Below are 26,058 nucleotides of genomic sequence, written 5' to 3' on the forward strand. Positions count from 1 at the left end.
GGGATCGGCGGCCCGCCACCCGCCGGGTCAGCGGCTGTGCCGCATCTCCTCGCCGTGCACGGTGAGGGCGTAGATGACCAGGACGTCGAACGCGATGACGATCGTCGACCACCAGGGATAGGCGGGCAGGAACGCGAGGTTCACGATCGCGCTCAGCACGGCCAGCACCACCCCGACCACACGGGCGACGGTGTTGCCCGCCAGCAGCCCGGCGGCCGTGAGGATGGCGACGATCCCGAGGATCAGGTGGGTCCACCCCCACACGGTGTAGTCGACCTCGACCACGAGCCCGCGGCGGCCCACGACGTAGAAGCCCTCGTCCAGGAGGGCGGCCAGACCCTGCATGGCCTGCAGCAGCCCCACGACGATCAGCACCACGCCGGCGAAGGAGATCCACGCCATCCAGCCCGTGGGTCCCTGCCCGACCGAGCGCCGCGGCCCGATGCCGGCCTCCGCCTGCCAGTTCGACTGCTGGGTCATCGTCTTCTCCTCCCGACCGTGCACGGCATGCTGCTGCGCCCGGCCGGTCCGCCGCATCGTCCGGAGCAGGTGAGCTGCGAGCGGGCTGGCTAGGGTGCGGGAGAGGTCGGCAGTGCGGCCGGCCCGCCCGACCGGAGGTACCGCGTGGACCTGTTCGACCTGACCGGCAAGGTGGCAGTCGTCACCGGGGGCACCCGCGGGATCGGCCTGATGATGGCCCGCGGTCTGCTGCAGGCCGGTGCCCGCGTCTACATCAGCTCCCGCAAGGCCGAGGCCGGCGACGCCGCCGTCGCCGAGCTCGGGGCGTTCGGGACGGTCCGGTCGATCCCCGCCGACCTCTCCCGCGAGGAGGAGTGCGTCCGGCTCGCCCAGGCGGTCGGCGAGCGGGAGGACGCGGTGCACGTCCTGGTCAACAACGCCGGCGCCACGTGGGGCGCGCCGTCCCTGGAGGAGTTCCCCTCCTCGGCGTGGGACAAGGTCGTCGACCTCAACCTGAAGAGCCCGTTCTTCCTCACCCGCGCGTTCCTGCCCCTGCTCGAGGAGGCGGCCGACGACGACGACCCCGCGCGCGTGGTGAACGTCGGCAGCATCGACGGCCTGCACGTCCCGCCGATGCACACGTACTCGTACTCGTCGAGCAAGGCGGCGCTGCACCACCTGACGCGGGTGCTGGCCAAGGAGCTGGGGCCACGCCGGATCACCGTCAACGCCGTCGCCCCCGGGCCCTTCGAGTCGAAGATGATGGCCGCCACGCTGGACGCCTTCGGCGCGGAGATCGCCGCCCGCGCCCCGCTGGGCCGGATCGGCCGCCCCGACGACATGGCCGGTGTCGTCGTCTACCTGGCCAGCCGGGCCGGTTCCTACGTGACCGGTGCCGTCATCCCGGTGGACGGCGGGATCGCCACCACCCGCTGAGCCCCGGGATGATCAGGAGACCTGATCATCCCGGGTCCTGGCTCACGCTCGACCCTGAGCCAGGTCACGGCACGGTGAGCTAGGACGGCGCACGCAGCGCCGGCCCGACGGTGCGCTGACGTGGTGCCACCTCGGCGACCCGGGCCAGGTGCGCGTCGGCCAGCGCCACCTGGTGGGGGGACCCGACCAGCACGCCCTGCTCGCGCGCCCCGCGCCACCACTGCCGCGCGGCCCCCAGGTCGCCACGGCGTTCGGCGATCCGCCCGAGCAGCTCGTCGTAGGCGCCGAGGGTGAGCGACGGCGTCCCGAGCACCGCCTGACGCCCCCGGTAGGGGAGCAGCGCCTGCACCGCCGACGCCCACTCCGGCTCGTCGCCCAGCCACAGCGCCGACTCCGCCTGCAGGAGGACGGCGACGTCGCTGGCCCAGTCGCGGATCAGCGTGCGCCCCCAGCGGGCCCGCAACCGCCGTGCCTCCCCGACGTCGCCGGACTCGGCCGCCGCCAGCACCGCCATCTCCTGCAGCAGCGGGCTGCCCTCGTCCCCGGTCTCGACCAGCAGGGGGATGGCGTCGGCCAGCCGCCCGTCCGCCCGCCGGAGGGTGAACTGGTGGGCGGCGTAGGCGTGCCGCGCGTGCGGGGTGACCCGGCGGTAGAGCTCGTAGGCCTCGGTGGTGAGCTCCTCCGCGCGCTCCGCGTTCCCCCGCAGCCAGGCCAGCCCGCCCGCCTGCCAGAGGACGTGCGGCCGGATCTCGGGACCGCTCAGCGAGACCGCCAGCCGCCGCGCCTCGGCGTGGTCGGCCTCGAAGCCGGCCAGGTCGGTCATGTGCAGCCGGATCGCGGCCCGGTGCAGCCGCGCCACGAACTCCGTCCAGCGCGGCAGCCCGGAGCCGACCATGGCCAGCGACTCGTCGGCCGCGGCCAGCCGCAGCTCGGCGGCGCCGGGGCGGCCCCAGACGGCGAGGCAGAAGTTGTTCAGCGCGCGCCCGAGCAGCTCCGGATCGCCGATGCGGCGCGCGGTCTCGACGGCCCGCCGGGCCGCGCGGACCCCGCGGTCGTCGGTGCTGAACGCCAGCTCCACGCCGAGCGTGCCCAGCAGCTGGACGGTCGTGCGGTCGTCGGCGTCGTCGGCGAGCAGGTCCTCGAGGAGGGCGACCATGTCGTCGTCCACCACGCCGTGCGGGCGCCAGTTCCAGACGGTGACGCTGCCCCACACGGCCGCCGCCTGCGCCAGGCAGGCGCGGTCGCCGAGCTGGCGCGCGACGGTGATCGCCTGGGCGACCACCTCGCGGGCCTCGGTCCGCGAGCCGCTGCGCAGCAGGTCGTTGCCCAGCGCGGTGAGCAGGTCGTGCCGGGCTCGGGCGGCGTCCGGCTCGGCCGGGTCGACCAGGTCCAGCGCGCGACGGGTGTGCACCGCCGCCTCACCGTGCGCCAGCCGGGCCCGTGCGGCGCGGGCAGCCGCGGTCGAGTACATGCGTGCGGGCGCCGGTCCGGTGACCGGCAGCGCCTCGACGAAGTGGTGGGCCAGCCGCTCCACCAGGACGTCGTCCGTGGTCGTGGCGATCCGGCGCTCCAGGGCCTCGCCCAGCCGGGCGTGCAGGCGGGCCCGGCGGAGCGCGGGCAGGTCGCCGACCAGCACCTCCTGGATCAGCGCGTGCGTGAAGCGCCAGCTCCAGGGCCGGGAGCCCTCGACCACCAGGCCGACGGCGACCGCCGAGTCGAGCGCGCCGAGGGCCGCCTCGGCGGGCAGCCGCGCCGCCTCGAGCAGGTCCAGCGTCACCTCCCGGCCGGCCACCGCGCACAGCTCGAGCACCTCGCGGGTCCCTGCGGGCAGGCGGCTCACCCGGGTGCGCAGCACCTCGCCGACGGACGGCGGCACCGGCACGTGGTCGAGGTGCAGGTCGTGGGCGCCGACCATCCAGCGGGACAGCTCGACGACGAAGAACGGGTTGCCGCCGGTCCGGTCGTGGACGGCGGTCGCCAGCGAGCGGTCGCCGGGGGAGCCGAGCTGGGCGGCCAGCAGCGCCGCGACCTCGTCGGCGTCCAGCCCGGGCAGCCGCAGGCAGGTGGCCGACGGCTCGCGGGCCAGGCGCGCCAGGCAGTCGGTGACCGCCTCCGGCAGCTGCTCGCCCACGGTGCGCGCGGTGACGACCAGCAGCACCGGCGCGCGGGGCAGGTGCCGCGCGAGCAGGCCGAGCAGCTGGACCGAGGTGGTGTCGGCACCCTGCAGGTCGTCGAGCACCACGAGCACGGGCGCGTCGCCGGCCGCGGCCGTCAGCCGGCTGCGCAGGTCCTGGAACAGCCGGAACCGGGCCGCGTCGGCGTCGTCGTCGGCCGAGTCGGGGCGGAGGGTGAGCTCGTCCTGGCCGAGCTGCTCGAGCACCTGCGTCCACGGCCAGAGCGCAGGGGCGCCGGCGTCGTCGGCGCACCGGCTCCACGCCACCGACCAGCCCGCCGCCCGGCCGGCCTCCGCGGCGGCCTCGGCCAGCCGGGTCTTGCCGATCCCGGCCTCGCCCTCCAGGACGACGACGGCCGCCCGGCCGGACCCCACCTGCTCGGCCACGGCCTGCAGCTGGGACAGCTCGGCGGCGCGCCCGACCAGCAGCTCGTCGACCGGCGCGAGGGCCGGGGTGGGGGGCTTGCTCGCGGGCAGCACGGGGCGGGGCAGCCGCTCCAGCAGCCGCGGGTCCTGGGTGAGCACGGCCCGCTCGAGGTCCCGCAGTTCCGGGCCGGGGTCGATGCCGAGCTCCTCGCGCAGCAGCTCCGCGCAGCGGCGGAGGGCGTCGAGGGCCTCGGCCTGCCGGTCGGCGGCGTACAGAGCGGTGACCAGCCGGGCCCACAGCCGCTCGCGCAGGGGGTGCTCGGCGACCAGGCGCTGCAGGTCGGTGACCGCGGCCTCCGCCCGGCCGGCGGCCAGCAGGGCGTCGCACCGGCGCTCGCGCGCGCGGACGTGCAGCTCCGTCAGCCGCAGCCGGTCGGTGCCGGCCGCCGGGGAGTCACCGAGCTCGGCCAGCGGCTCACCCCGCCAGAGGGCGAGCGCCTCGTCGAGGAGCGCGATGCCGGCGGCAGCGTCCCCGGCCCCGACCGCGCGGTCACCGGCCTCCACCAGCTCCGGGAAGCGCAGCAGGTCCAGGTCGGCGGACTCGGCCCGGAGCAGATACCCCGGCGGGCGGGTCAGCAGCACCGTGGGCGCCTCGCGCGGCCCGCGGCTGGGCTCGAGCACGCGCCGGAGGTGGGAGACGTAGGCCTGCAGCGTGCCGGTCACGGTCGGCGGCGGGTCGTCCCCCCACAGCGTCGCGACGATGCGGTCGATGCCGACCACGCGGCCGGGCTCGGCGAGCAGGAGCGTCAGCAGTGCCCGGGGCTTGGCCCCACCGACGTCGAGCGGGTTGCCGTCGGGACCCGTGACCTCGAGCGGGCCGAGGACTCGGAAACGCACGGGGCGGGATGCTTCCAGCGCTCCGGCGTCGGCGGCACCCCTTTCGGTGCGGATCGGGCCCGAGAGCGGTCCAAGTGCGGCACAAGTATCCGCCAAGCGGCCCTCGCGACTCTTCCGACGTCCGAACGGGCCGCGCGGTCACCACCGTCGAGCCCCCCGATCCGCGGCCACCGCCGCGGCCGCGAAGAGGAAAGCCCTCCCTGATGAGTCTCACCGAGAAGCCCGAGCCGTTGCCGTCCGCCGTCATGAGCGACGCGGTGCTCGACACCCTCGTCCCGTCGTTCCCGGCCGGCGCGGTCGACGAGCTGCGCAGCCAGGTCCACGGCCCCGTGTACACCGCGGGCGACGACGGCATGGCCGCCGAGGTCGCCACCTGGAACGTGGCGATCCAGCACACCCCGGCCGTCGCCGTCGGCGCCACCTGCGCCGAGGACGTCGCCGCCGCCGTCTCCTGGGCCGTCGCGCACGACCTGCGCGTCGCCGTCCAGGCCACCGGCCACGGGCCGGTCAGCAACGCCGCCGGCTCGCTGATGATCACCACCCGGCGGATGCAGGGCACGAGCATCGACCCCGACCGGCGGGTGGCGCGGGTCGAGGCCGGCGTGAAGTGGAAGAAGGTCCTCGAGGCCGCCGCCGACCACGGCCTCACCGGCCTGTGCGGCTCGACCTCCGACGTCGGCGTCGTCGGCTACACCCTGGGGGGCGGGATGGGCTCGCTCGGCCGCCGGTTCGGCTTCGCCGCCGACCACGTGCAGGCGGTCGAGATCGTCACCGCCGACGGCCGGCTGCGCCGCGCCTCCGCCGACAGCGAGCCCGAGCTCTTCTGGGCCGTCCGCGGCGGGAAGGGCAACTTCGGCATCGTCACCGCGATCGAGATCGACCTCGTGCCGGTCGGCTCCCTCTACGCCGGCGGGATCTTCTTCACCGCCGACGACGCCCCGGCGCTGCTGCACCGCTTCCGCCAGTGGGCGCCGACGCTGCCCGAGGAGGTCGGGACGTCGATCGCCATCATGCGGATGCCCCCGCTGGAGGAGCTGCCCCCGCCGCTGCGCGGGCAGACCGTCGTCCACCTCCGCTACGCCTACTCGGGCACCGACCACGCCGAGGCCGAGAAGCTGCTCTCCCCGATGAAGATCGCGGGCACCATCGTCATGGGCTACGTCGGGCCGATCCGGACCGACGAGATGGACTCCATCCACATGGACCCGGTCGACCCCATGCCGGCCTGGGAGAAGGGCCTGCTGCTCGGGGAGCTGCCCGCGGAGGCCGTCGACGCCCTGCTCGCCGCCGCCGGGCCGCAGGTCGAGATCCCGATCATCATGGCCGAGATCCGGCTCATGGGCGGGGCGCTCGCCCGGCCGCCCAAGGTCCCGAACGCGGTGGCGGGGCGCAGCGGCGCGTTCGCCGTCGAGGTGGTCGGCCCGGCCATCCCGGAGCTCGCGCACGTCGTGCCGATGATCGGCAAGGGCGTCCTCGGTGCGCTGGCCCCGTGGCGGGCGCCGGAGACGATGGTCAACTTCCTGGGCGAGGTGACCGGCCCCGAGGAGGTGGCGGCCGCCTACCTGCCGGAGACCATCGAGCGGCTGCGCGCGATCAAGGCCCAGCTCGACCCGGCCGGCGTCTTCTCCTTCGGCTACGCGATCTGAGCACCGCCTCCGGAGACACCCTGCGGCGCCGCGGACCCCTGACCCAGGTCCGCGGCGCCGACGCGTCACTCCGGGAGCAGGACGCCCGGGTTGCAGATGCCGTTGGGGTCCAGCCGCTCCTTGACCGCGCGCAGCACCTCGACGCCGAGCGGGCCGACCTCGCGCTCCATCCAGGGGCGGTGGTCGGCCCCGACCGCGTGGTGGTGGGTGAGCGTCCCGCCCGCCCCCAGCAGCGCGTCGGTCGCGGCGCGCTTGCCGGTGAGCCACTGCTGGATGGGCAGCGCGTCGTCGCGGTCGGCCAGCACCGTCACGTACAGCGAGGCGCCGGTCGGGTAGCCGTGCGACACGTGGCTCATGATCAGCGGACGTCGTCCCTCGCGGGTCAGCGAGTCGCGCAGCGCCCGGCGCACGGCGTCGTAGACGGTGGGCAGCGCGCTCCAGGTGGCCGCGGTCTCGAGGGTCTCGACCAGCAGGCCGCCGTCCAGGAGCCGGTCGCGCAGGTAGGGAGCGTGGAACCGGTTCTTCTTCCACGACTGGGCGACCTTCGTGCCCAGCCGGATCGCGCCGCCGTCGCGCAGCAGCGAGGCGGCGGCCTTCTCCCGGGCGCGGACCATCGCCGGCAGGCCCTCCCACCCCAGCAGGAGCAGGCAGCCGTCGGCGTGGCCGCGCGCCCTGAGGCTGCCGCGCAGCAGCTTCGCTCCGGTGCCGGACGCCATGAGCAGGTTGGCGCGGGTCTCGTCGGCGTCCGACAACCGGACGATGTCGGGCAGCAGGTCGTGCCGCGCGAGCTGCTGCAGCGCCGCCAGCCCGGCCGCCCACGACCGGAACGACCAGCCCTCGTAGGTCCCGGTGGCCGGCTTGGGCCGGACCCGCAGCGTGAGCTCGGTGATGATCCCCAGCGTCCCCTCCGAGCCCAGCGCCAGGCCGAGCAGATCGGGACCGGCCGCCGTGGCCGGCGGGTGGCCCAGCTCCAGGACGCCGGACGGCGTGGCCAGCGTCAGCCCGGCGACCAGCTCGTCGAAGCGGCCCACGCCGGTGCTGTTCTGGCCGGCCGACCGGGTGGCGGCGTACCCGCCGAGCGTGGCGAACTCCCAGCTCTGCGGCAGGTGGCCGAAGGTGAGCCCCTTCTCGTCGAGGGCCTGCTCCAGCGTCGGTCCGCGCATGCCCGGGCCGACGGTCACCAGCGACGACGGCACGTCGAGGGACTGCACCGACGCCATCCGCCCCAGGTCGACCGCGATCGACGGCCGGTCGTCGGGGTCGACGCCGGCCAGCCCGCCGACGACGCTCGTCCCGCCGCCGAAGGGGACGACGACGATGCCGAGCTCGCTGCACGCGGCGAGCAGCGCGGCCGTCTCCTCGGTGGTGCCGGGCAGGACGACGGCGTCCGGGGCGTCGGAGGCGTCGCCCTCGCGGCGGCGCAGCAGGTCGAGGTAGCTCTTGCCCCCGGCCCGGCGCAGGCGGGACTCGCGGTCGGTGCGGACGTTGTCCTCGCCCAGCAGCCCGACCAGGCGGGTGCGTGCCTCGTCGGGCAGCCGGCTCGGTGCCAGCTGGATGTCGTCGACGGCGACCGGCCGGGTGGGCCGCGGGGACCAGCCCAGCTCGCGGCTCAGGTAGCGGCGGGCGGCCTTCGGCAGCGTGCCGTCGAGGCCGCCGTCGGTCCCGCTGGACGGCGCGGGGTCGGCCGGACCCCAGCCCTGGATCGTCAGTTCCGGCTGCGTTGCCACGGCTACAGTCTGCCGGTGCCGCATCCGGAGCGATCATGGTGACCGCCTCGCTGCCCGGGACGCTCTCCCCGGCCCGGCGGGCGCAGGAACTCGACGGGCTCGACGGCAGCGCTGTCGACGTCGTCGTCGTGGGTGCCGGGGTGACAGGTGCCGGCGTGGCCCTGGACGCCGCGAGCCGCGGGCTGTCCGTCGTCCTGCTGGAGCGCGCCGACCTGGCCGCGGGCACGAGCCGCTGGTCGTCGAAGCTGGTGCACGGCGGGCTGCGCTACCTGGCGCACGGGGAGATCGGGCTGGCGCGGGAGAGCGCCCGCGAGCGCGCGGTCCTGATGGGCTCGACCGCGCCGCACCTGGTGCGCCGGCTGCCCTTCCTGGTCCCGGACGCCGCCGGCCGCGACGTGACCGCCCTCGCCGAGGCCGGGGGCCGGGCGGCGGACCTCATCCGGCGGTCGGTCCCCGGTGGTCGCGGCTCGCTGCCGTCGACGCGGCGGGTGTCGCCGGACGAGGTGTCCCGCCTGGTGCCGGGGGTGCGGTCCGGTCGCGGCGGCGTCGTCTTCTGGGACGGGCAGCTCGTGGACGACGCCCGGCTGGTCGTGGCGCTGGCCCGCACCGCCGCGGCCTACGGGGCGCGGGTGCTGACCGGCGCCGAGGTCACCGGCGTGGACGGCGGCGAGGTGCACGTGGCCGTCGACGGTTCGCCTCTGTCGCTGCGGGCCGGCGTCGTCGTGAACGCGGCCGGGGTCTGGGCGCAGCGGCTGTCGCCGTCGATCCGGCTGGTGCCCTCGCGCGGGTCGCACCTCGTCGTCCCGGGGTCGGTGCTCGGCTCGCCGTCGGCGGCGCTCACCGTGCCGCTGCCCGGGTCCCGCTCCCGATACGTCTTCGCGCTGCCGCAGGCCGACGGGCTGGTCTACCTGGGGCTCACCGACGAGCCGGTCGAGGGTCCGGTGCCCGACGACGACCCGGTGCCGAGCGACGCCGAGGTGGCGCAGCTGCTGGGGACGGTGAACCAGGTGCTGGCGCAGCCGCTCACCCGCGCGGACCTCGTGGGCGCCTACGCCGGGCTGCGCCCGCTCGTGCTGCCCGCGTCCGCGGGTGCCGGACCGGGGGACGCGACCGCCGACCTCTCCCGCAAGCACCTGCTGCAGTGGGACGGAACGGTCCTCTCGGTGGTGGGCGGCAAGCTCACCACCTACCGGGCGATGGCGGAGGACGCGGTCGACGCGGTGGTGGAGCGCCTCGGCCGGGGCGCAGTGCGGTCGCCGACCGCCCGGTTGCCGCTGCTCGGCGCGGCGCCGCGGCCCGCGCTGGAGCGGGTGGCCGCGCCGCAGCGCCTGGTGGCGCGGTACGGGACCGAGGCGCCGGCGGTCGAGGCACTGGGCCCGGCCGCCGTGGTGGCCGGCCGGCCGGAGACCGTGGGGGAGTTGCGCTTCGCCGTCCGGTACGAGGGGGCCAGGACGGTGGCCGACCTGCTGGACCGGCGCACGCGGATCGGGCTGGTGCCGGCCGATCGCGAGCGCGCCGTCGCTGCGGCGGAGGACGTGCTCGCGGCCGAGCTCTGACCCACCGCGGCGTCGTCCCGCTGTATGGGAAGAAGGTTCCGCTGGCTGGGACGGCGGAGTAGGACTGCCCCGTGGACACGTACACGCACGGGCACGCCGACTCCGTCCTGCAGTCGCACCGCTGGCGCACGGTGGAGAACTCCGCCGCCTACCTGGCCCCGGCTCTCCGGCCGGGCCTCGACCTGCTGGACGTCGGCTGCGGACCCGGCACGATCACCGTCGACCTCGCCGAGCGCGTCGCTCCCGGTCGCGTCCTCGGCATCGACGTCTCGGCCGACCCGCTGGCGGAGGCGCGGGCCGCGGCGGAGCGCGCCGGTGTGGCGGTCACCTTCGAGGTCGGGGACGTCTACGCGCTCGCGGCGGAGGACGACAGCTTCGACGTCGTGCACGCCCACCAGGTGCTGCAGCACCTCACGGACCCGGTGGCCGCGCTGCGCGAGATGGCGCGCGTGTGCCGCCCCGGCGGCGTCGTCGCGGTGCGCGACGTCGACTACGGCGCGTTCGTCACCTTCCCGGCGGACCCGGGTCTCGACGTGTGGCTGGACCTCTACCACCGGGTCGCACGGGCCAACGGCGCCGAACCCGACGCCGGCCGGCGGCTGCTGTCGTGGGCGCACGCCGCCGGGCTCCGCGACGTCACGGCGTCGGCCACCACCTACTGCTACGCCTCGCCGGAGGAGCGGCAGTGGTGGGGGCGGTCGTGGGCCGGCCGGGCGACGTCGTCGGCGTTCGCCGAGCAGGCGCTCCGCTACGGCCTCGCGACCCAGGAGGAGCTGGACGAGATCGCCGCGGCCTGGCGGCGCTGGTCCGAGGACGACGACGGCTGGCTCGGCATGCTGCACGGCGAACTCCTCATCCGGGTCTGACCGGAGGGGCACAGTGGCCACGACGGCCCCTACGCTCGCGGCGCATGGAAGGTGAGGCCCCGAGCCGGGACGTGACGCGGCTGGTCAACCTGAGCGACGCGGTCGTCGCGATCGCGGCCACGCTGCTGGTGCTGCCGCTGGTCGACCAGATCGACTCGATGCCCGGCGCGACCGTGGCGGAGATGCTCGGCGCGGCCGGCCAGCAGTTCGCCGCGTTCGTCCTGAGCTTCGTCGTCGTCGGCCGGTTCTGGCTGATCCACCACTCGGTGTTCAACGGCGTCCGCGAGATGACCGGCACGCTGTTCTGGCTCAACCTGGTGTGGCTGATCGGCATCGTCTTCCTGCCGTACCCGACCGAGCTCATCGGCGTGGTCGAGACCGACGACGTCTGGGCGCCGGTCGTCTACATCGGGACGCTCGCGGTCACGACGCTCGCCGGGATCGCCATGGACGCCGTCATCGCGCGGTCGCCGGAGCTCCGCGTCCCCGGCGCGGCCGTGCGCGACGACCTCGTACCTGGCCTGGTCACCGCCGGGACGATGCTGGTCGCGCTCGTCATCGCGCTGGTCCTCCCGGCCGTCGGCATGTGGTCGCTGCTGCTGCTCGTCATCTCCCCGCTGGTCGTCCGGCTGCTGTCCCGGCGCCGTCGCGCGGTCGCCTGAGGGTGGGCGCCGATGCGCGGTTCCGGGCCCTGGAACCGCGCACCAGCGCACCCTGATCAGCCCTGCCGGGCGGCGTTGGCCTGGACGGCGGTGCTCACGTACTGCGCGAGCCCGGGTGCCATGGCCTCGTAGGTGGCGGTGAACCGCTCGTCCTCGACGTACATCCGGCCGAGACCGGCGTGCATCTCGGGCGAGCACGCGTAGAACCACCGGCTGATCGACTGCCGGTGCGCCTCGGCCACGTCCATCGCCTCGGCGGACTCGGCTGCCGCCCCGGACTGCATCGCGCGGACGAAGCGGGTGCCGATCTCCTCCTGCTCGGCCTTGATCCGGACCCAGTCCTCCTTGGAGTACGCCGCGGTCTTCCGCTTCGACTCCGCGTAGGCGTCGGTGTCCCCCCAGCGCTCCTCGACCTCCGCGTCGTACTGCGCCGGGTCGTGCTCGCCGAACACCTCGAACCGCTCCTCCGGGGTCAGTGCGATCCCCATCGACCGTGCCTCCATCTCCTTCTCGACGGCCGCGACCATGGCCGACGTCCGGTCCAGCCGGTCCCGCAGCAGCCGGTGCTGCCGGCGCAGGTGCGCCTCGGGATCGGCGGCCGGGTCGTCGAGCAGGGTCGCGACCTCCTCGAGGGGGAACCCGAGCTCGCGGTAGAGCAGCACCTGGTGCAGCCGGTCCAGATCGGCCGGCGCGTACTGCCGGTAGCCCGACGACGTCCGGCCGGACGGCGACAGCAGCCCGATCCGGTCGTAGTGGTGCAGCGTGCGCACCGTGACGCCGGCCAGTGCGGCGACCTCACCCACGTTCATCGCGGTCCCTCCTTCCTGTTGACGAGGAGAAGGGAACAGCCTGACGCAGCGTCAGGGTCAAGGGCTTTCTCAGGCGAGCGCGCGGACCGTCTCGATCGCCGCGACGACCGCGAACACGAGGAAGAGGCCGGCCGCCACCCGCCGGATGAGCGCGATCGGCAGCCGGTCGGCCAGCTTCTTGCCGAGGAACACCGCCAGCGCGGAGACGACGAGCAGGGCGGCCCAGGCGCCGATGAACACCGACAGCGGCTCGTCCAGGCGCGCGGCCAGGCCCGCGGTGGCCAGCTGCGAGAGGTCGCCCCACTCGGCGGCGAACAGGACGCCGAAGGAGATGGCGGCGACCCGGAAGAACGACGTCCCCTGCTTCGTCTCGTCGAGGTCCTCGTCCTCGGCGCCGCTGGTCGCGCTGCGCCACAGGACGATCGCGCCGACCAGGAAGAGCACCGCGACGATGCCGCTGACCAGCGCGTCCGGCAGGAGCGAGAGCAGCGAGCCGGCGGTGACCGCGATCGCCACCTGCAGGCCGAACGCCGCCCCGACGCCGACGAACACCGGCAGCGGTGGGAAGCGGGTGGCGAGCACGAGGCTGGCGAACAGCGTCTTGTCCGGGAGCTCCACCGGGAGCACCAGGATGAACGCGGTCGCGATGACCGACAGGACCACGAGACGTCTCCTCCGCTGGGCGCCGCCGGGCGGAGTGCAGGCAGCCTCCGACCGGGCAGCGCAGGCTGCTGGTCGAAGGTCTCGCCCATCCACGCGAGGCGTGGACCCGCTGACCGGGCGGCCCCGGAGGGCGCGCCAGCATGTCGACCAGCGGACGGGGGGCTACTCCCCTTCGGCGACGAGAGTAGCGGGCGACATCGGCTGCGCAGTCATCGAGCCGGCGTTAGCCTCCGCACATGCCGTTCCGTTGACGCCCGTCCCCGAACGCACTCCCGCCCGCCGCCCGGCCGCTCGCCCGCCTGGCGGTGGGATGGGCCGCGCTGTCCGAGCTGGTGCCGCTGTACCCGCTCTACGCGCTGCTGTTCCTCGACACCGGCCTGTCCGGCGCGCAGATCTCGATGCTGTTCGCCGTCTGGTCCCTCACCTCCTTCGTCGCCGAGGTGCCCGCCGGTGTGCTCGCCGATCGGTGGTCCCGGCGCGGGGTCGTCGTCCTCGCCGGCGTCCTGCAGGCGGCCGGCTTCGCGGTGTGGACGGCCGCACCGCAGACCTGGGCCTTCGCCGTCGGCTTCGTGATCTGGGGTCTGTCGGGCGCGCTGGTGTCCGGCGCGAGCGAGGCGCTGGTCTACGACGGCCTGGTCGCCGTGGGCGCCGGCGACGGTTACGTGCGGGTCAACGGCTGGATGACCTCCGCCGAGCTCCTCGTGCAGATCCCCACGGCGTTCGCCGCCGGCGCGCTGTTCGCGGTGGGCGGCTACGAGCTGGTCGGCTGGGCCAGCGTCGTCGCCTGCCTGGCCGCCGCGGCGCTGGCCCTCCGGTTCCCCGAGGCGCCGCGCACGGAGGACGACGACGAGGAGGAGCCGCTCCGGCAGGGCGTGCTCGAGTCGCTGCGCTCGCCGTCCCTGCGCGTGCTGGTGCTGGCGGTCGCGCTGATCGGCGGGCTGGACGCGATCGAGGAGTACTTCCCCGTCCTGGCCGGCGACTGGGGGGTGCCGACGACGGCGGTGCCCGTCGCGGTGCTCGTGGTCGCGCTGGCCGGTGCGGCGGGTGCTGCCCTCGGCGGACGGGCCGGCCGGCTGCGCGGGGGCACGCTCCTGGCGCTGCTCGTCGTCGCGGCCGCGTTCCTCGCGGGGGCCGCGCTGTGGGCCCGGCCCGCCGCGCTGGCGGCCGTCGCGGTGTTCTACGCCCTCTACCTCGCCGTCCTGGTCGTCGCCGAGGCCCGGCTGCAGGACGGCATCGCGAGCAGGCACCGCGCGACGATCACGTCGGTGGCGGGCCTGGGCATCGAGCTGGCCTCGCTGCTGGTCTTCGCCGCCTGGGCGCTCGGCGGGCCGTTCGCGGTGGCCGCGCTGGTCCTCGCCGTCGTCCCGGTGGTCAGGGCGGGCCTGCGGACCCGGGAGCCGACCGCGCCCGCAGCAGGTACGCCGACGGGGGAACGCCGACGACGGAGCGGAAGTCGCGGCTGAAGTGGGCCTGGTCGAACCAGCCCAGCGACGCCGCCAGCCCCGCCAGGTCGTCGACCTCGCCGGCGTCGATCGCGGCGGCGGCGTCCTGCAGCCGGTAGCGGGCCAGCGCCGCCTTGGGGGTGACGCCGACGTACGCGGCGAACAGCCGCTGCACCGACCGCACGCTCAGGCCACCCAGCGCCGCCACCTGGTCGACCCGCACCAGATCGCGGTCGGAGATCATCGCGCCGATCAGGCCCAGCAGGTCGAGGTAGGCGCCCGGCGGCTCGGTCGCCAGCGGCGCCAGCGCGGCGTCCAGGGCGGCGGTGCGCTCGTCGTCGTCCTCGAAGCGCAGGACGTCGGACAGGAGCCGGGCGGCGGGGACGCCCAGCCGGTCGCCCAGCGGCTCGACGGTGTTGCGCCCGACCCGGGCGCCGGTGAGGGCGGTGAACCCGCCCGGCCGGAACTTCGCGGCGGTCACCCGGCCGGCGCCGGTGAGGTCGACGCTGAAGCGCCGGGTGACGACGCCGTGCAGGAGCGCCTCGGGCATCGCGAAGCCGAACCGGGGCTCGGTGCCCGACTCGACGGACACGTTCACGCTCGGGTGGCTGAGCACCTCGGAGCGGAACGGGGGTCTGCCCGTGAGGTCCCACCGCACCGACCAGTACCGCTCGACGAACGGCCGCAGCCCCTCGCTGACCGGGGCGTCGCGGCGCAGGTCGGCGTGCTCGGCGGTCTCGGCCGGCCGGAGGACCCCGCGCAGGGTCGCGGCCCGGTCGAGGGTTGTCGCGTTCTTCCAAGACGCCACGACCGCAGCCTAGGCAGCATGGGGGACATGACGATCACGAATGGCAGGCCCGAGGGCTACACGACCCTGACCCCGTTCCTGGTCTGCTCCCCGGCGAGCGAGGCCATCCGCTTCTACGAGGAGGTGTTCGGCGCCACGCTGGTCAGCCGCATGGACGGCCCCGGCGACACGGTCATGCACGCCGAGCTCGACCTCGGCCTGGGCCGGCTGCAGCTGTCGGACCCGAACGAGCAGTTCGGCCTCGTCGTCCCCGACCGGTCGAGCGACGCGGTCAGCGGCTCCACCTGCATCTACGTCGCCGACGTCGACGCCGTCTTCGCGAAGGCCGTCGAGCACGGGGCGACCGTGCGGGAGAAGCCCGACACGTTCGTCACCGGTGACAGGTTCGCCTCGATCTACGACCCGTTCGGCCACCGCTGGGCGGTCATGACCAAGGTGGAGGACGTCAGCCCCGAGGAGGCCGAGCGGCGGCTGGCGGAGTGGGGTGCGCAGCAGGGCTGACGGTCAACCGCGGGAGCAGCGGCTGCACCAGCGGTCCGATGGCGACGGCGTACAGCACGGTGCCGAGCCCGAGGGTGCCGCCGAGCAGCCAGCCGACGGCGACGACGGCGACCTCGATGGAGGTCCGGACCAGCCGCACGGACCCGCCGGTGCGCCGGACCAGGCCGGTCATCAGGCCGTCGCGGGGCCCGGGCCCGAACCGCACGCCGATGTAGGCAGCGGTCGCGACGGCGTTGAGCAGGACGCCGCCGGTCAGGAACGCGATCCGGACGGGCAGGGACCCCGGTGCCGCGACGAGGGCCAGGGTGGCGTCCATCGCCAGCCCGAGGACGACGACGTTGCTGACGGTGCCCAGCCCCGGCCGCTGGCGCAACGGGATCCAGGCCAGGAGCACCAGCGCCCCGACGGCGATGGTCACGGTCCCGATCGACCAGCCCAGCCGGTCGGCCAGGCCCTGGTGCAGCACGTCCCAGGGCATGTTGCCCAGCGCCGAGCGGACGATCAGGGCCATCGAGACGCCGTAGAGCGCCAGTCCCGCGTACAGCTGGACGAGCCGGCGGGGGAGCCGGCGGCCCGTCAGGGAAGAGGTGGCCTGCAGCACCACCCCAGCCTGACCCACGGATGGCCTGGTGCCTGCGGGCCAATCGCAGAAGTGGCCTGGACGGTCAGCCGGCCGGGTGGGCTGCCTCCGCCGCCGCGGTCGCCGCCCGCAGGACCTCCTTGACCGGCAGGCCGAGTTCCCGGGCCAGGGCGGCGACGTCCTCGTACTCGACGCTCACGTTGACCACCCGGCCGTCGTGGACGGCGACCTTGGTGCCGACGGTGCCGCCGAGCACCTGCACGGAGGTGTGCACGCGTTCCAGGGCGACCTTGCCGACGGGGACCACCCGCAGGCCGATGCTGGTCGTCGTCCGGAACACCGCCGCCCGGACGTCGGCCACGGCCTCGGGCCGGCACAGCGCCGAGAGCGTGTGGGCGGCGCGGCCCTTCTTCATCAGGATCGGGGTCAGCCAGGCGTCGGAGGCGCCCGCCGCGAACAGGGCGTCGAGGACGCCCGGCCACAGGCGGGGATCGAGGTCGTCGACGTTGGTCTCGAGGACCACCGGCCCGGCCGGCTCCGGCTCGGCCGGTTCGCCCAGGACGAGCCGGACGACGTTGGGCAGCTCGGCGGGGTCGCGCCCACCCGCGCCCACGCCGACGCGCGCGACCCGCATCGGCGGCAGCGCCGTCCACTCGGAGACGCGGGCGGCGACCAGCGCAGCACCGGTGGGCGTGCACATCTCGGCGGGCACCGGCCCGGCGACCACCGGGATGCCGGCGAGCAGCTCGAGGACCGCCGGGCCGGGGACGGGGACGACGCCGTGCGCGCCGCGCGCCGAGCCGCTGCCGAGGGCGACGGGGGAGGCAGCGAGGCGGGTCAGCCCCAGGTGCTCGAACCCGGCGACCACGCCCACGACGTCCGCGAGCGCGTCCAGGGCCCCCACCTCGTGGAAGTGCACGTCGTCGGCCGCGACCCGGTGCACCCGCCCCTCGGCGACGGCCAGCCGCTCGAACACCGCGAGCGCGCCGTCGCGGACGGCGGCGGGCAGGTCGGCGTCGGCGAGCAGGCCGCGGACGTCGGCCCAGCTGCGGTGCTCGTGCGACTGCGGCGCGTGGACGTGCACGCGGGTGGCGCCCAGCCCGTGCCGGGTCGTCTGCTCGGTCACCAGCCGGATCTGCTCGACCGGCAGCGCGGCGACCGCGGTGGTGAGCACCTCGAGCGGCACCCCGGCGTCGACGAGGGCGCCCAGGAGCATGTCCCCGGACGCGCCGGCGGAGAGGTCCAGCCACCCGATCATGCGGTGATCATGGCCCAACCAGCTTCCTGTACCGAAAGCTCGGCGGATCAGGCGCGGGCGGCGCGGCGGGCGACCCGGGCCGCGAAGACGCCCGCGGAGTACCCGTTGTCGATGTTGGTCACGGCGACGCCCGGGGCCGCCGAGCTCAGCATGGTCATCAGCGCCCCGAGGCCGGCGAAGGCGGTGGGGGCGCCGGCCGACGTCGGCACCGCGATCACGGGGACGTCGGACACGGCGCCGACGGTGGCCGCCAGCGAGGCGTCCATCCCGGCGACGACGACCAGGCAGTCGACGTCCGCGACCAGCGAGCCGTCGGCCAGCAGCGACCGGATGCGGCTGCCCGCGAGGTCGTCCACCCGGACCGCCTCGGTACCGCTGACGCGGGCGACGAACGCCGCCTCGGCGGCGACCGGGAGGTCGGCGCCGCCGGCGCACAGCACGTGCACCCGGCCGACGGGCTCCGGCAGCGGGCCGACCACCGCCGCCATCGAGGCCGCATCCATCGTCGTGTACGCGTCGTGCTCGGAGGCGAGCGCGACCAGCGTCTCCGCAGGCGCCCGCAGCACCAGCGCCGGCCGGTCCGGGTGCTCGCGGCGGGCCTCGCGGACCAGTGCCAGGACCTGGTCGGTGGTGCGGCCGGTGGCCCAGACCACCTCTGGCTCGGCGGCGGGCCGGACCGGGGCCTCGGCCGCCACGACCTCGACCGGCGCGGGCGCCGGCGCGGGCTTGGGCTCGGGCGCGAGCAGCGGCTCGTCGACGGTGGCCCGCCCGAGGGGCGGGTCCAGCAGGACGGGGGCGAAGGCGGTGATCTCGTCGGCGACGGGGCGGGGGTCCAGCGGGGCGGGCTGCTCGTCCGCGACGGCGACCGCCACGGCCTCCTCCTCCGGGACCTCCTCCCCCGGGGCCTCGGCGGGCACCGTGTCCTCCGCGGGGGCCGACGGCGGCGGCCCGAACAGCGCGTCCAAAGGGGCGCCGCCGGGCGCCCGCGTCTGGGTGACGCCGGAGAGCCGGACGACGCGGTCGCGGCCGCTGCGCTTGGCGTCGTAGAGCACGCCGTCGGCGGCGGCGAACAGCGTCCGCCGGTCGTCGCCGCGGGCGGCGGAGGCGATGCCGACGCTGATCGTCACCGGGATGTCGATGCCCAGCGACGACCAGTCGTAGGTCGCGACCGACCGGCGGATCCGCTCCAGCGCGCGCTCGCCCTGCTCGGCGGTCGTCTCGGGCAGCAGGATGACGAACTCGTCCCCGGCCCAGCGGCAGACCTCGTCGGTGTCGCGGACACCGGCGACCAGCAGCTCGGCGACGGTGCGGAGCGCCGCGTCGCCGGCCGGATGGCCGAACGCGTCGTTGATGCCCTTGAACCGGTCCACGTCGACGACGGCGAGCGCGGGCGCACCGCCCGTCGTGAGCAGCCCGTCGAGCCGGGCCTCGGCGTACCGGCGGTTCGGCAGGTGGGTGAGCGGGTCCTCGTAGGCCTGGCGGCGCAGCTGGCCGGCGGCGCGCTCGGTCTCCAGCAGGCTCTTGCGCCGCCCGAACAGCTCGACCCAGCGGGTGCGGCGCTCGTCGACGCGGTCCAGCTCGTCGGAGAGGTAGGCCTGCAGGTAGGGCAGTGCCCGGCCGGCGTCGTCCAGCTCGGCGTGCAGCGTGCACAGCTCGCGGAGGGCGGCGCGGCGCAGCCGGGGCAGGCCGTGCTCGGTGGCGAGGGTGAGCGCCGAGACGAGGTGCTCGTCGGCTTCCCCCACGTCGCCCTGGCGGCGCAGGGCACGGCCCAGCGCCAGCTGCGCCGAGGCGAGCTGCGCGCGGTCGGCGGTCGCGGAGGTGATCCGGACGGCGGCGCGCAGCGGACCCACGGCGGCGGCGTGCTCGCCGAGGCCCACCAGGGCCCAGCCGTGCACGACCTGGGCGGTGACGACGCCCGGGTGGTCGGGCGGGAGGAGCTCGAGCGCCTTCTCGGCCAGCTGCCGCGCCTCGCCGAAGTGCGGGGTGGCCGACTCGGGGACGCCGTCGTCCAGCAGGCCCTCGCCCAGCTCCGCGCAGAGCTCGCCGAGGCAGGTGGCGGTGGTGGCGACGAGGACGTCGGGGTCGCCGTCCTCCGGCCCGAGCCCGCCCGGGTCGGCGGCTGCGGTGATCGCCGCCTCGTGCGCCCGGCGCTGGTAGTCCAGCGCCAGCGGCATGAGCTCGAGGTCGGCCAGCACGCCGGCGAGCGTGCCGAGGGTGTCGACGAGCAGGGCGCTGGGCGGCAGGACCGGGTCGAGCAGGCTGGCCGCCTCGACCGCCTCGTCCATGGCCGCGTCGATCCGGCGCGACAGCAGCTCGATCCGCGCGTGGCGGGCCAGGCCGGCGGCGCGCTGCAGCTCGTCGTCCGCGGCGTCGAAGGCGGCCTTCGCCGACCGGACCAGCGCGATGGCGAGCGCGGCGCGGGTGGCCGACTCCGCGCGGGGGTCGCCGTCGCCGTCGCCGTCGATGAGCTTCTCGACGCCGGCGTGCAGGTCGAGGGCCTCGCCCTCGGCGGCGTCGGCGGTGACCGGGTCGCCGACGAGCGTGAACCCGGCGACGCGCAGCCGGCGGACGAGCAGCTCCGCGCGCAGCGTGTCGGCCCACGCCTTGCCCAGCGAGACGGGGGCGTCCACGGGCGGCTCCGCGGCGACGTAGGGCGAGGACTCCTGGTCGACGTCGGCGAGGAGCTCCTCGGCGTCGTCCAGCTGCCAGTTCGCGAGCGCAGCGGTCACCCGATGATGCAGGGCTCCGGGCGGCACCAGCGCACTGTGCACGTCACCGGCGCGGGTGTCGAGCAGGTGTTCGGAAACGCGCCGTCCCCCGTCCGACGCGTCCCACCCGCCCCAGGCGGAGCGCGTCACGCGGCGCCTCCGTCGTCGCCCGAGGAAGGCATGACCCCCGGCGCGCGGACGCGGTTGCGGCCGCTGCGCTTGGCGGAGAAGAGGTTGAGGTCGGCGGAGTCGAACAGCGCGCGCCAGCCCACGACCGCGGCCGGCTCGTCGTCGTCGCCCACGGCCGGCGCGGTCGCGACACCGATGCTCACGGTCACCGGGCCCGGGATCAGGTCGCTCCAGTCGGCCTCGGCGACGGCCGCCCGCAGGCGCTCCATCACCACGACGGCCTGGGCCTCGGTGGCGGTCGGCAGCACCACGAGGAACTCGTCACCGGCCCAGCGGTAGACCTCGTCGCCGGTGCGGCTGTGCTCGCGCAGCAGGTCGGCCACCCGGCGGAGGACGGCGTCCCCGTGGGTGTGCGACGCCTCGTCGTTGACCTCCTTGAACCTGTCGACGTCGACGACCGCCAGCGACAGGGGCTCCTGGCCCAGGCGCATCGCGCCCAGCCGGCGCTCGGCGCTGCGCCGGTTGCCGAGCCCGGTGAGCGGGTCCTCCAGCGCGTGCCGGCGCAGCATCGCGGCCTGCCGCTCGGCCTCGCGCAGCCGGCTGCGGCGCACGAACATCTCCGCCCACATCTCCCGCCCGCGGGTGTGCGCGCGACCGGTGTCGGCGCGGTAGGCCTCCAGCCAGTGCAGCGCCTCGGCGGGCCGGCCCAGGTCGGCGGAGTTCTGCCCCAGCTCCAGGAGGCACTGCCGGTAGCGACGCCGGTCGCCCGACGCGACGAAGGCGCCGGCGGAGTCGACCAGCAGCTCCATGGCCTCCTCGCCGTACTCCTCGTCGTCGTCGCGCTGGGCGATCCGCACCAGGAGTCGGGCGAGCACGAGGTCGGTGTACCCGCGCAGCCACAGCCCGCCGTGCTCCTGGACGCGGCGGCGCACGCGGCGCAGGGGGCCGAGGGCGGTGTCCAGCTCGTCGGTGCAGGTCATGGCCCAGGCCTGGACGACGTCGAGCAGGTCGGCATCGGCCGGGTCGGGGTCCCACGCCATCTCGCGGGCCTCGGTGGCCTGCGCGATGGCCACGGCGGCCAGCGCCCGCGCCCGCTCCGAGTCGCCGCGCCGGCGCAGCGTCTGGGCCAGCTCGGCGTGCTGCTGGGCGGACAGCTGGAGCATCTGCCACTGGTCGGCCAGGTCGGGGAGGACCGCGGCGATGCGGTGGCCGCGGCCGGCGTGGGAGACCGCCAGCTCCTCCAGGTCCAGCCCGGACAGCGACAGCGACAGCCAGCGGTGCGCCTGGTGCAGGGCGCGGGTGGGCTCGCCGGCGTTCGGGCCCTCGGTGAGCAGGCTCGCGTCGACGGCCAGCAGCATCGCGGCGTCGAAGTGGTCGGCGGTCACCTCGACGTGGGCCAGGTGGGCCAGCGTGAGCGCGGTGTCGGCCGACGGCGGGCACTTGTCCAGCGCCTCGCGGGCCGCGGCGACCGCCTCGACGGCCGCCTCGGGGTCGCTCTCGATCAGCGCACGGCGGGCGGCGAGCGTGTGCCGCCAGGCGGTCCAGCGCGGGTCGGTCGACTCGGCGAACGCACCGTCGGCGTCGTCGAGCAGGGTGAGGAAGGCGGTGGAGTCCTCGCGCGAGCTGGCGTCCAGCAGACGCCAGAGCACGGCCGCCAGGTCGCCCGAGGCGACGCGGGCCGTGCTGGGAGCCACTGCATCCCCTCCACTGACGGGTCGGGCCAGCCACCGTGCGGCCGGATCTGTCGGTGACGACTCGGTTCCCCCGGGTCGGGACACGCCCCTGACCCGCCCGCACTACCCTCGTCGGATGCCCGGGATGCACCCCAGAACAGGTCCGACGCGGTTCGCCTATCTCGGGCCCGAGGGTACCTTCGCCGAGGCGGCGCTCCGCAGCACGCTTGCCTCCTCTGAGGGAGCGCTGTACCCCCAGCCGAGTGTCACCGCGGCCCTGGCCGCCGTCCGATCGGGCGACGCGGACGCCGCACTGGTCCCGCTGGAGAACTCCGTCGAGGGTTCGGTGCCCGCGACGATGGACGGGCTGGCCCAGGGCGACCCGCTGGTGATCACCCGCGAGGTCGTCCGCGACGTGGCGTTCGTGCTCGGCGTGCGGCCCGGCACGGAGCTGGCCGGAGTGCGCTCGGTGGTCAGCCACCCGCACGCCCTCGCGCAGACCGCCGGGCGGCTGGCGGAGCTGTTCCCCGACGTCGTCCCGCTGCCGCTGTCGTCGACGGCGGGTGCCGCGGCGGCGGTCGCGGCGGGGGAGCACGACGCCGCCGTCTGCGCGCCCATCGCCGCCGAGCGCTACGGGCTGGCGCCGCTGGTCGAGGACCTCGCCGACACCCCCGGCGCGGTGACCCGGTTCGTCGTGGTGGAGCCGGCCGGTGCCCTGCCGGCGCCCACCGCCAACGACAAGACCTCGCTGGTCGTCGTCGTCGAGGACCGCACCGGCGCGCTCCTCGACGTGCTGCGCGAGTTCGCCGTCCGCGACATCTCGCTGACCCGCATCGAGTCGCGGCCCATCCGGGAACGCAAGTGGGTCTACTCCTTCTCGCTCGACTGCGAGGGCCACGTGGCCGAGGGCCGGGTGGGCGAGGCCCTGGCCGCGCTGCACCGGGTCGCGGAGGACGTCCGCTTCCTCGGCTCGTACCCGCGGGCCGACGGACGCGACAACCGGCCGGTGCCCGCGTCGGCCGCCGACGCGGCCTTCGCCGAGGCGGGGGAGTGGCTGGCCCGGGTCCGCGAGGGCGGCTAGAGGGTCAGTCCCGAGTGCGCAGGTGCTCGACGACGCGGGCCGTGACCGGGACCGCGACGCCGTGCCGCTCGGCCGCCCGCAGCACCGCGCCGCCGATCGCCTCGAGCTCGGTCTCGTGGCCCGCCGCGGTGTCGCGCTGCAGCGACGACGTCATGCCGGCGGGCACCGTCTCCATGAACGCCAGCGTCGCGGCGGCGTCGGCGTCCGCGCCCTCGGCGCGGGCGACCGCGGCGGTCTCCTCGACCAGCGCCCGCAGGTCGTCGCCGAGCTGCTCGCGGACGGCGCCGAGCGGGGCGTCGAGCGTGGTCGTGAGCAGCGCGACCGGCGCGAGGAAGGCCAGCTTGTCCCACAGCAGGCCGGCCTCGTCGGGGCGGACCGCGACGTCGAGCCCGGCGTCGGCGAGCGCGTCGGCCAGCGGCCCGGCCCCCTCGCACAGCTGGACGGCGGCCAGCTGCCCCTCGTGGCGGATCTCGCCGGGTGCCGTGCGGCTGGCCACGACGCGGATGGCGCCGGCGACGACGCGGGCGTCGGGGTAGCGCTGCCGCAGCAGGGCCATGTGGTCGATGCCGTTGAGCAGCGGGACGACGAGGGCGTCGCCGAGCACGTCCGCCGGAACGCGCTCCAGGGACTCCTCCAGCCGGGTGGCCTTCGGGGTCACCAGGAGCGCGTCGACCGGCGCGGCCAGCCGTTCGGCGCCGTGCGCTGGTGCGGTCACCTCGCCGTAGCGGTCGCTGACCAGCCGCAACCCGTGGGCCTCGATGTGCGCGGCGGTGCCGTGCCCGGCCAGGCAGGTGACCGCGGCGCCCTGCCGGGCGAGCAGGGCGCCGACCAGCCCGCCGACGCCGCCGGGTCCGAGGACGGCCACGCGCAGGGTGCTCATCCGCCCATCCTGCCCGTGGTCACACGGTTTCGAGCTGCCGCTCGCGCTCCGCCGCGGACGGGCCCGTCGCGAGGCGGCTGGGCCACCAGACCCGGTCGCCGATCAGCTCGACGGCGGCGGGCACGAGCAGCGACCGGACGACGAAGGTGTCGAGCAGGACGCCGAAGCCGACCAGGAACCCGAGCTGGGTCAGGATCACCAGCGGCAGCACGGTGAGCGCACCGAAGGTCGCGGCCAGCACCAGGCCGGCGCTGGTGATGACCCCGCCGGTGACCGCGAGCGCACGGGTCATGCCCTCGCGCGTGCCGTGCCGGAGCGACTCCTCCCGGGCCCGGGTCATGAGGAAGATGTTGTAGTCGATCCCGAGGGCCACGAGGAAGACGAAGCCGATGAGCAGCACCTGCGGGTCGCTGCCGGGGAAGCCGAAGCCGTAGTCGAAGACCAGCGAGCCGACGCCGACGGTCGCGGCGGTGCTGAGCGCCACCGTCGCCACGAGCAGCACCGGTGCCGCGATCGAGCGCAGCAGCAGGGCGAGCACGACGGTGATGACGCCCAGCACCAGCGGCACGATCACCGCGAGGTCGCGGGCGGCGGTCTCCTGGGTGTCCAGGTCCTGCGCGGTCGAGCCGCCGACCAGCGCGTCCGCGTCGACGTCGTGGAGCGCGGTGCGCAGCTCGGCGACGGTCGCCTGCGCCGCCTCGCTGTCGGGGGCGTCGTCGAGGGTGACGTCGATCCGCACCAGGCCGTCGACCTCCACCGGCTCGCCTCCGCCGCTGCCGGGCGGGCCGGCCTGTGCGCCGGTGAAGGGCGCGACCTCGATCACGCCGTCGACGTCGCCCGCAGCCTCGGCAACCGCCTCCCAGTCGTCGGCCGGCGTGATGACGACGGTCGGGCTCGCACCGCCGGCGTCGTAGTGCCGGGCCAGGGCCTCCTGCCCCGCCGCCGACGGCGAGCCGCCGCGGACCGCCTCGGACAGCGGGATGCCGTCGTCGTCGAACGTGGGCACGAAGGCGGCGAGGACGAAGAGCGGGACGAGCGTCCACACCAGCACCCGCGCGGGTCGGCGCGCGACGGCGGCGGCCACCCGTTCCCATCCCCGGCCCTGCCGGTGCTCCTCGCCGTACTTCGGCCGGAACGGCCAGAAGGCCGCCCGGCCGAACAGCACGAGGACGGCGGGCAGGAAGGTGAGGGCGGCGAGCATGGCGAACGCGATGCTGACGGCGGAGATCGGGCCCAGGCCCCGGTTGGAGCCCAGATCGGAGAAGAGCAGGCACAGGACGCCGAGGATGACCGTGCCGCCGCTGGCGACGATCGGTTCCCAGGACTGGCGCAGCGCGACGCGCATCGCGGCGAACCGCGACTCCTCCCGCCGCAGCTCCTCGCGGTAGCGGGCGACCAGCAGCAGCCCGTAGTCGGTGGCCGCGCCCACGACGAGGATCGAGGCGATGCCCTGGCTCTGCCCGTTGACCGCGATCCAGCCCTGGTCGGCCAGGAAGTACGCCACGGCGAGCGAGACCACCAGCGCCAGCCCGGCCGTCGTGATCACGAGCAGCGGCAGGAGGGGGCTGCGGTAGACGACCAGCAGGATCAGCAGCACGACGCCGAACGCGGCGAGCAGCAGCAGTCCGTCGATGCCGGAGAAGCCCTCCGCGAAGTCGGAGAAGACGGCGCCGGGGCCGGTCACGTACGCGGTGGTGCCGTCGATGCCCGGCAGCGCGCGCAGTTCCCCGATCACCTCGGGCAGGGCGTCGCCGAGGTCGGGGTCGAAGGGCAGCAACGCCTGGACCGCCTGGCCGTCCTCCGACGGGATCGGCGGTGACGCCTCGCCCTGGAGCGCGCCGGCGTCCTCGGCGACGGCGACCGCCTCGTCGACCCGCCGCTGCGCCTCCTCGAGGGCCGCGGGGTCCAGCGCCCCGTCCTCGCTCTCCCAGAGCAGGAGGACCGGCAGCGTGCGCTCGGTCTGGAACTCCCGCTGGAGCTCGGTCACCCGCGTCGACTCCGCGCTGTCGGGCAGGAAGACCGAGGAGTCGTTCTCCGACACCTCGGCGAGCTTCCCGCTGAACGAGCCCAGCGGGCCGGCCAGTCCCAACCAGAGCAGCGCGACGAGCGCCGGGAGGAGCCAGCGGAGGACGGAGCTGCGGCGAGGCATGATTTCCCTAGATGGTCGATTATCTCGATCGTCGAGATATTATGTCGGACGTCGCCGTGGTGCGACCGGGGGTGGGATGACGGACGAGG

The 26,058-nt window shown here is 75.6% G+C and carries 20 protein-coding genes; 8 read left to right on the forward strand and 12 right to left on the reverse strand.

All coding sequences use genetic code 11. The features are described from left to right. Positions 1-27: 27 nt before the first annotated feature. The gene (locus tag DCS98_RS00330) at positions 28-480 is read right to left on the reverse strand and encodes a DUF7144 family membrane protein (RefSeq protein ID WP_206340028.1); all 453 of its coding nucleotides are present in this window, start codon (positions 478-480) and stop codon (positions 28-30) included. 144 nt (positions 481-624) lie between these two features. On the opposite strand from DCS98_RS00330, the gene DCS98_RS00335 reads away from it, so the two are divergent. Further along, positions 625-1,395, forward strand: coding sequence for a glucose 1-dehydrogenase (locus DCS98_RS00335; RefSeq protein WP_116449386.1), 771 nt, complete (start codon positions 625-627; stop codon positions 1,393-1,395). A 79-nt stretch (positions 1,396-1,474) separates the two neighbouring features. Here the strand turns inward: DCS98_RS00335 and DCS98_RS00340 are convergent, their stop codons facing one another. Next, positions 1,475-4,831 (reverse strand): ATP-binding protein, encoded by a 3,357-nt coding sequence (locus DCS98_RS00340; protein ID WP_164704304.1) that lies wholly within the window; start codon positions 4,829-4,831, stop codon positions 1,475-1,477. Between the two features lie 203 nt (positions 4,832-5,034). Here DCS98_RS00340 and DCS98_RS00345 point away from each other — a divergent pair, with 203 nt between their 5' ends. Then, positions 5,035-6,477, forward strand: a complete 1,443-nt coding sequence (locus DCS98_RS00345) for an FAD-binding oxidoreductase (RefSeq protein WP_206340029.1) — start codon at positions 5,035-5,037, stop codon at positions 6,475-6,477. Between the two features lie 65 nt (positions 6,478-6,542). On the opposite strand, the gene DCS98_RS00350 is transcribed toward DCS98_RS00345, so the two are convergent. Then, positions 6,543-8,204 (reverse strand): FAD-binding oxidoreductase, encoded by a 1,662-nt coding sequence (locus tag DCS98_RS00350; RefSeq protein WP_116449388.1) that lies wholly within the window; start codon positions 8,202-8,204, stop codon positions 6,543-6,545. A gap of 35 nt (positions 8,205-8,239) precedes the next feature. On the opposite strand from DCS98_RS00350, the gene DCS98_RS00355 reads away from it, so the two are divergent. The 3 genes from DCS98_RS00355 to DCS98_RS00365 all read left to right on the forward strand — a co-directional run bounded on the left by DCS98_RS00355 (position 8,240) and on the right by DCS98_RS00365 (position 11,288). After that, entirely contained in the window at positions 8,240-9,760 is a 1,521-nt protein-coding gene (locus DCS98_RS00355) for a glycerol-3-phosphate dehydrogenase/oxidase (RefSeq protein WP_116449389.1), read from the forward strand. A gap of 71 nt (positions 9,761-9,831) precedes the next feature. After that, on the forward strand, positions 9,832-10,626 hold the full coding sequence (locus tag DCS98_RS00360; RefSeq protein ID WP_116449390.1) for a methyltransferase domain-containing protein: 795 nt from the start codon (positions 9,832-9,834) through the stop codon (positions 10,624-10,626). Between the two features lie 44 nt (positions 10,627-10,670). After that, positions 10,671-11,288: a TMEM175 family protein gene (locus tag DCS98_RS00365; RefSeq protein ID WP_116449391.1), complete on the forward strand. Its 618-nt coding sequence runs from the start codon at positions 10,671-10,673 to the stop codon at positions 11,286-11,288. 56 nt (positions 11,289-11,344) lie between these two features. Here DCS98_RS00365 and DCS98_RS00370 read toward each other — a convergent pair whose 3' ends face one another. Further along, a complete protein-coding gene (locus tag DCS98_RS00370) occupies positions 11,345-12,097 on the reverse strand; it encodes a MerR family transcriptional regulator (RefSeq protein WP_116449392.1) in 753 nt (250 codons plus the stop codon). 69 nt (positions 12,098-12,166) lie between these two features. Continuing rightward, positions 12,167-12,760, reverse strand: a complete 594-nt coding sequence (locus DCS98_RS00375) for a TMEM165/GDT1 family protein (protein ID WP_206340030.1) — start codon at positions 12,758-12,760, stop codon at positions 12,167-12,169. Positions 12,761-13,065: 305 nt separating this feature from the next. Between DCS98_RS00375 and DCS98_RS00380 the strand changes: the two genes are divergently transcribed. Then, a complete protein-coding gene (locus DCS98_RS00380) occupies positions 13,066-14,223 on the forward strand; it encodes an MFS transporter (RefSeq protein ID WP_116449393.1) in 1,158 nt (385 codons plus the stop codon). Here DCS98_RS00380 and DCS98_RS00385 read toward each other — a convergent pair. Beyond that, on the reverse strand, positions 14,132-15,010 hold the full coding sequence (locus DCS98_RS00385; RefSeq protein WP_206340031.1) for a helix-turn-helix transcriptional regulator: 879 nt from the start codon (positions 15,008-15,010) through the stop codon (positions 14,132-14,134). The two genes, DCS98_RS00380 and DCS98_RS00385, sit on opposite strands and share 92 nt — an antisense overlap. A gap of 27 nt (positions 15,011-15,037) precedes the next feature. On the opposite strand from DCS98_RS00385, the gene DCS98_RS00390 reads away from it, so the two are divergent. After that, positions 15,038-15,511: a VOC family protein gene (locus DCS98_RS00390; RefSeq protein WP_116449394.1), complete on the forward strand. Its 474-nt coding sequence runs from the start codon at positions 15,038-15,040 to the stop codon at positions 15,509-15,511. Here DCS98_RS00390 and yczE read toward each other — a convergent pair. From yczE to DCS98_RS00410, 4 genes are all read right to left on the reverse strand, one after another. Beyond that, complete coding sequence (yczE, locus tag DCS98_RS00395) at positions 15,456-16,112, reverse strand: membrane protein YczE (protein ID WP_206340032.1); 657 nt, start codon at positions 16,110-16,112, stop codon at positions 15,456-15,458. The two genes, DCS98_RS00390 and yczE, sit on opposite strands and share 56 nt — an antisense overlap. Positions 16,113-16,176: 64 nt before the next feature. Next, on the reverse strand, positions 16,177-17,349 hold the full coding sequence (larC, locus tag DCS98_RS00400; RefSeq protein ID WP_116449395.1) for a nickel pincer cofactor biosynthesis protein LarC: 1,173 nt from the start codon (positions 17,347-17,349) through the stop codon (positions 16,177-16,179). A gap of 47 nt (positions 17,350-17,396) precedes the next feature. Next, on the reverse strand, positions 17,397-20,078 hold the full coding sequence (locus tag DCS98_RS00405; RefSeq protein WP_241036966.1) for a diguanylate cyclase domain-containing protein: 2,682 nt from the start codon (positions 20,076-20,078) through the stop codon (positions 17,397-17,399). 125 nt (positions 20,079-20,203) lie between these two features. Beyond that, positions 20,204-21,880: a GGDEF domain-containing protein gene (locus DCS98_RS00410; RefSeq protein WP_241036968.1), complete on the reverse strand. Its 1,677-nt coding sequence runs from the start codon at positions 21,878-21,880 to the stop codon at positions 20,204-20,206. A 115-nt stretch (positions 21,881-21,995) separates the two neighbouring features. Between DCS98_RS00410 and pheA the strand changes: the two genes are divergently transcribed. Then, positions 21,996-22,940 (forward strand): prephenate dehydratase, encoded by a 945-nt coding sequence (pheA, locus tag DCS98_RS00415; protein WP_116449397.1) that lies wholly within the window; start codon positions 21,996-21,998, stop codon positions 22,938-22,940. A 4-nt stretch (positions 22,941-22,944) separates the two neighbouring features. On the opposite strand, the gene DCS98_RS00420 is transcribed toward pheA, so the two are convergent. After that, positions 22,945-23,820, reverse strand: a complete 876-nt coding sequence (locus tag DCS98_RS00420) for a ketopantoate reductase family protein (RefSeq protein ID WP_116449398.1) — start codon at positions 23,818-23,820, stop codon at positions 22,945-22,947. Between the two features lie 19 nt (positions 23,821-23,839). Then, positions 23,840-25,969, reverse strand: coding sequence for an MMPL family transporter (locus DCS98_RS00425; RefSeq protein ID WP_116449399.1), 2,130 nt, complete (start codon positions 25,967-25,969; stop codon positions 23,840-23,842). Positions 25,970-26,058 lie beyond the last annotated feature (89 nt).

Source organism: Blastococcus litoris (assembly GCF_003075095.1).
GTDB classification, from domain to species: domain Bacteria; phylum Actinomycetota; class Actinomycetes; order Mycobacteriales; family Geodermatophilaceae; genus Blastococcus_B; species Blastococcus_B litoris.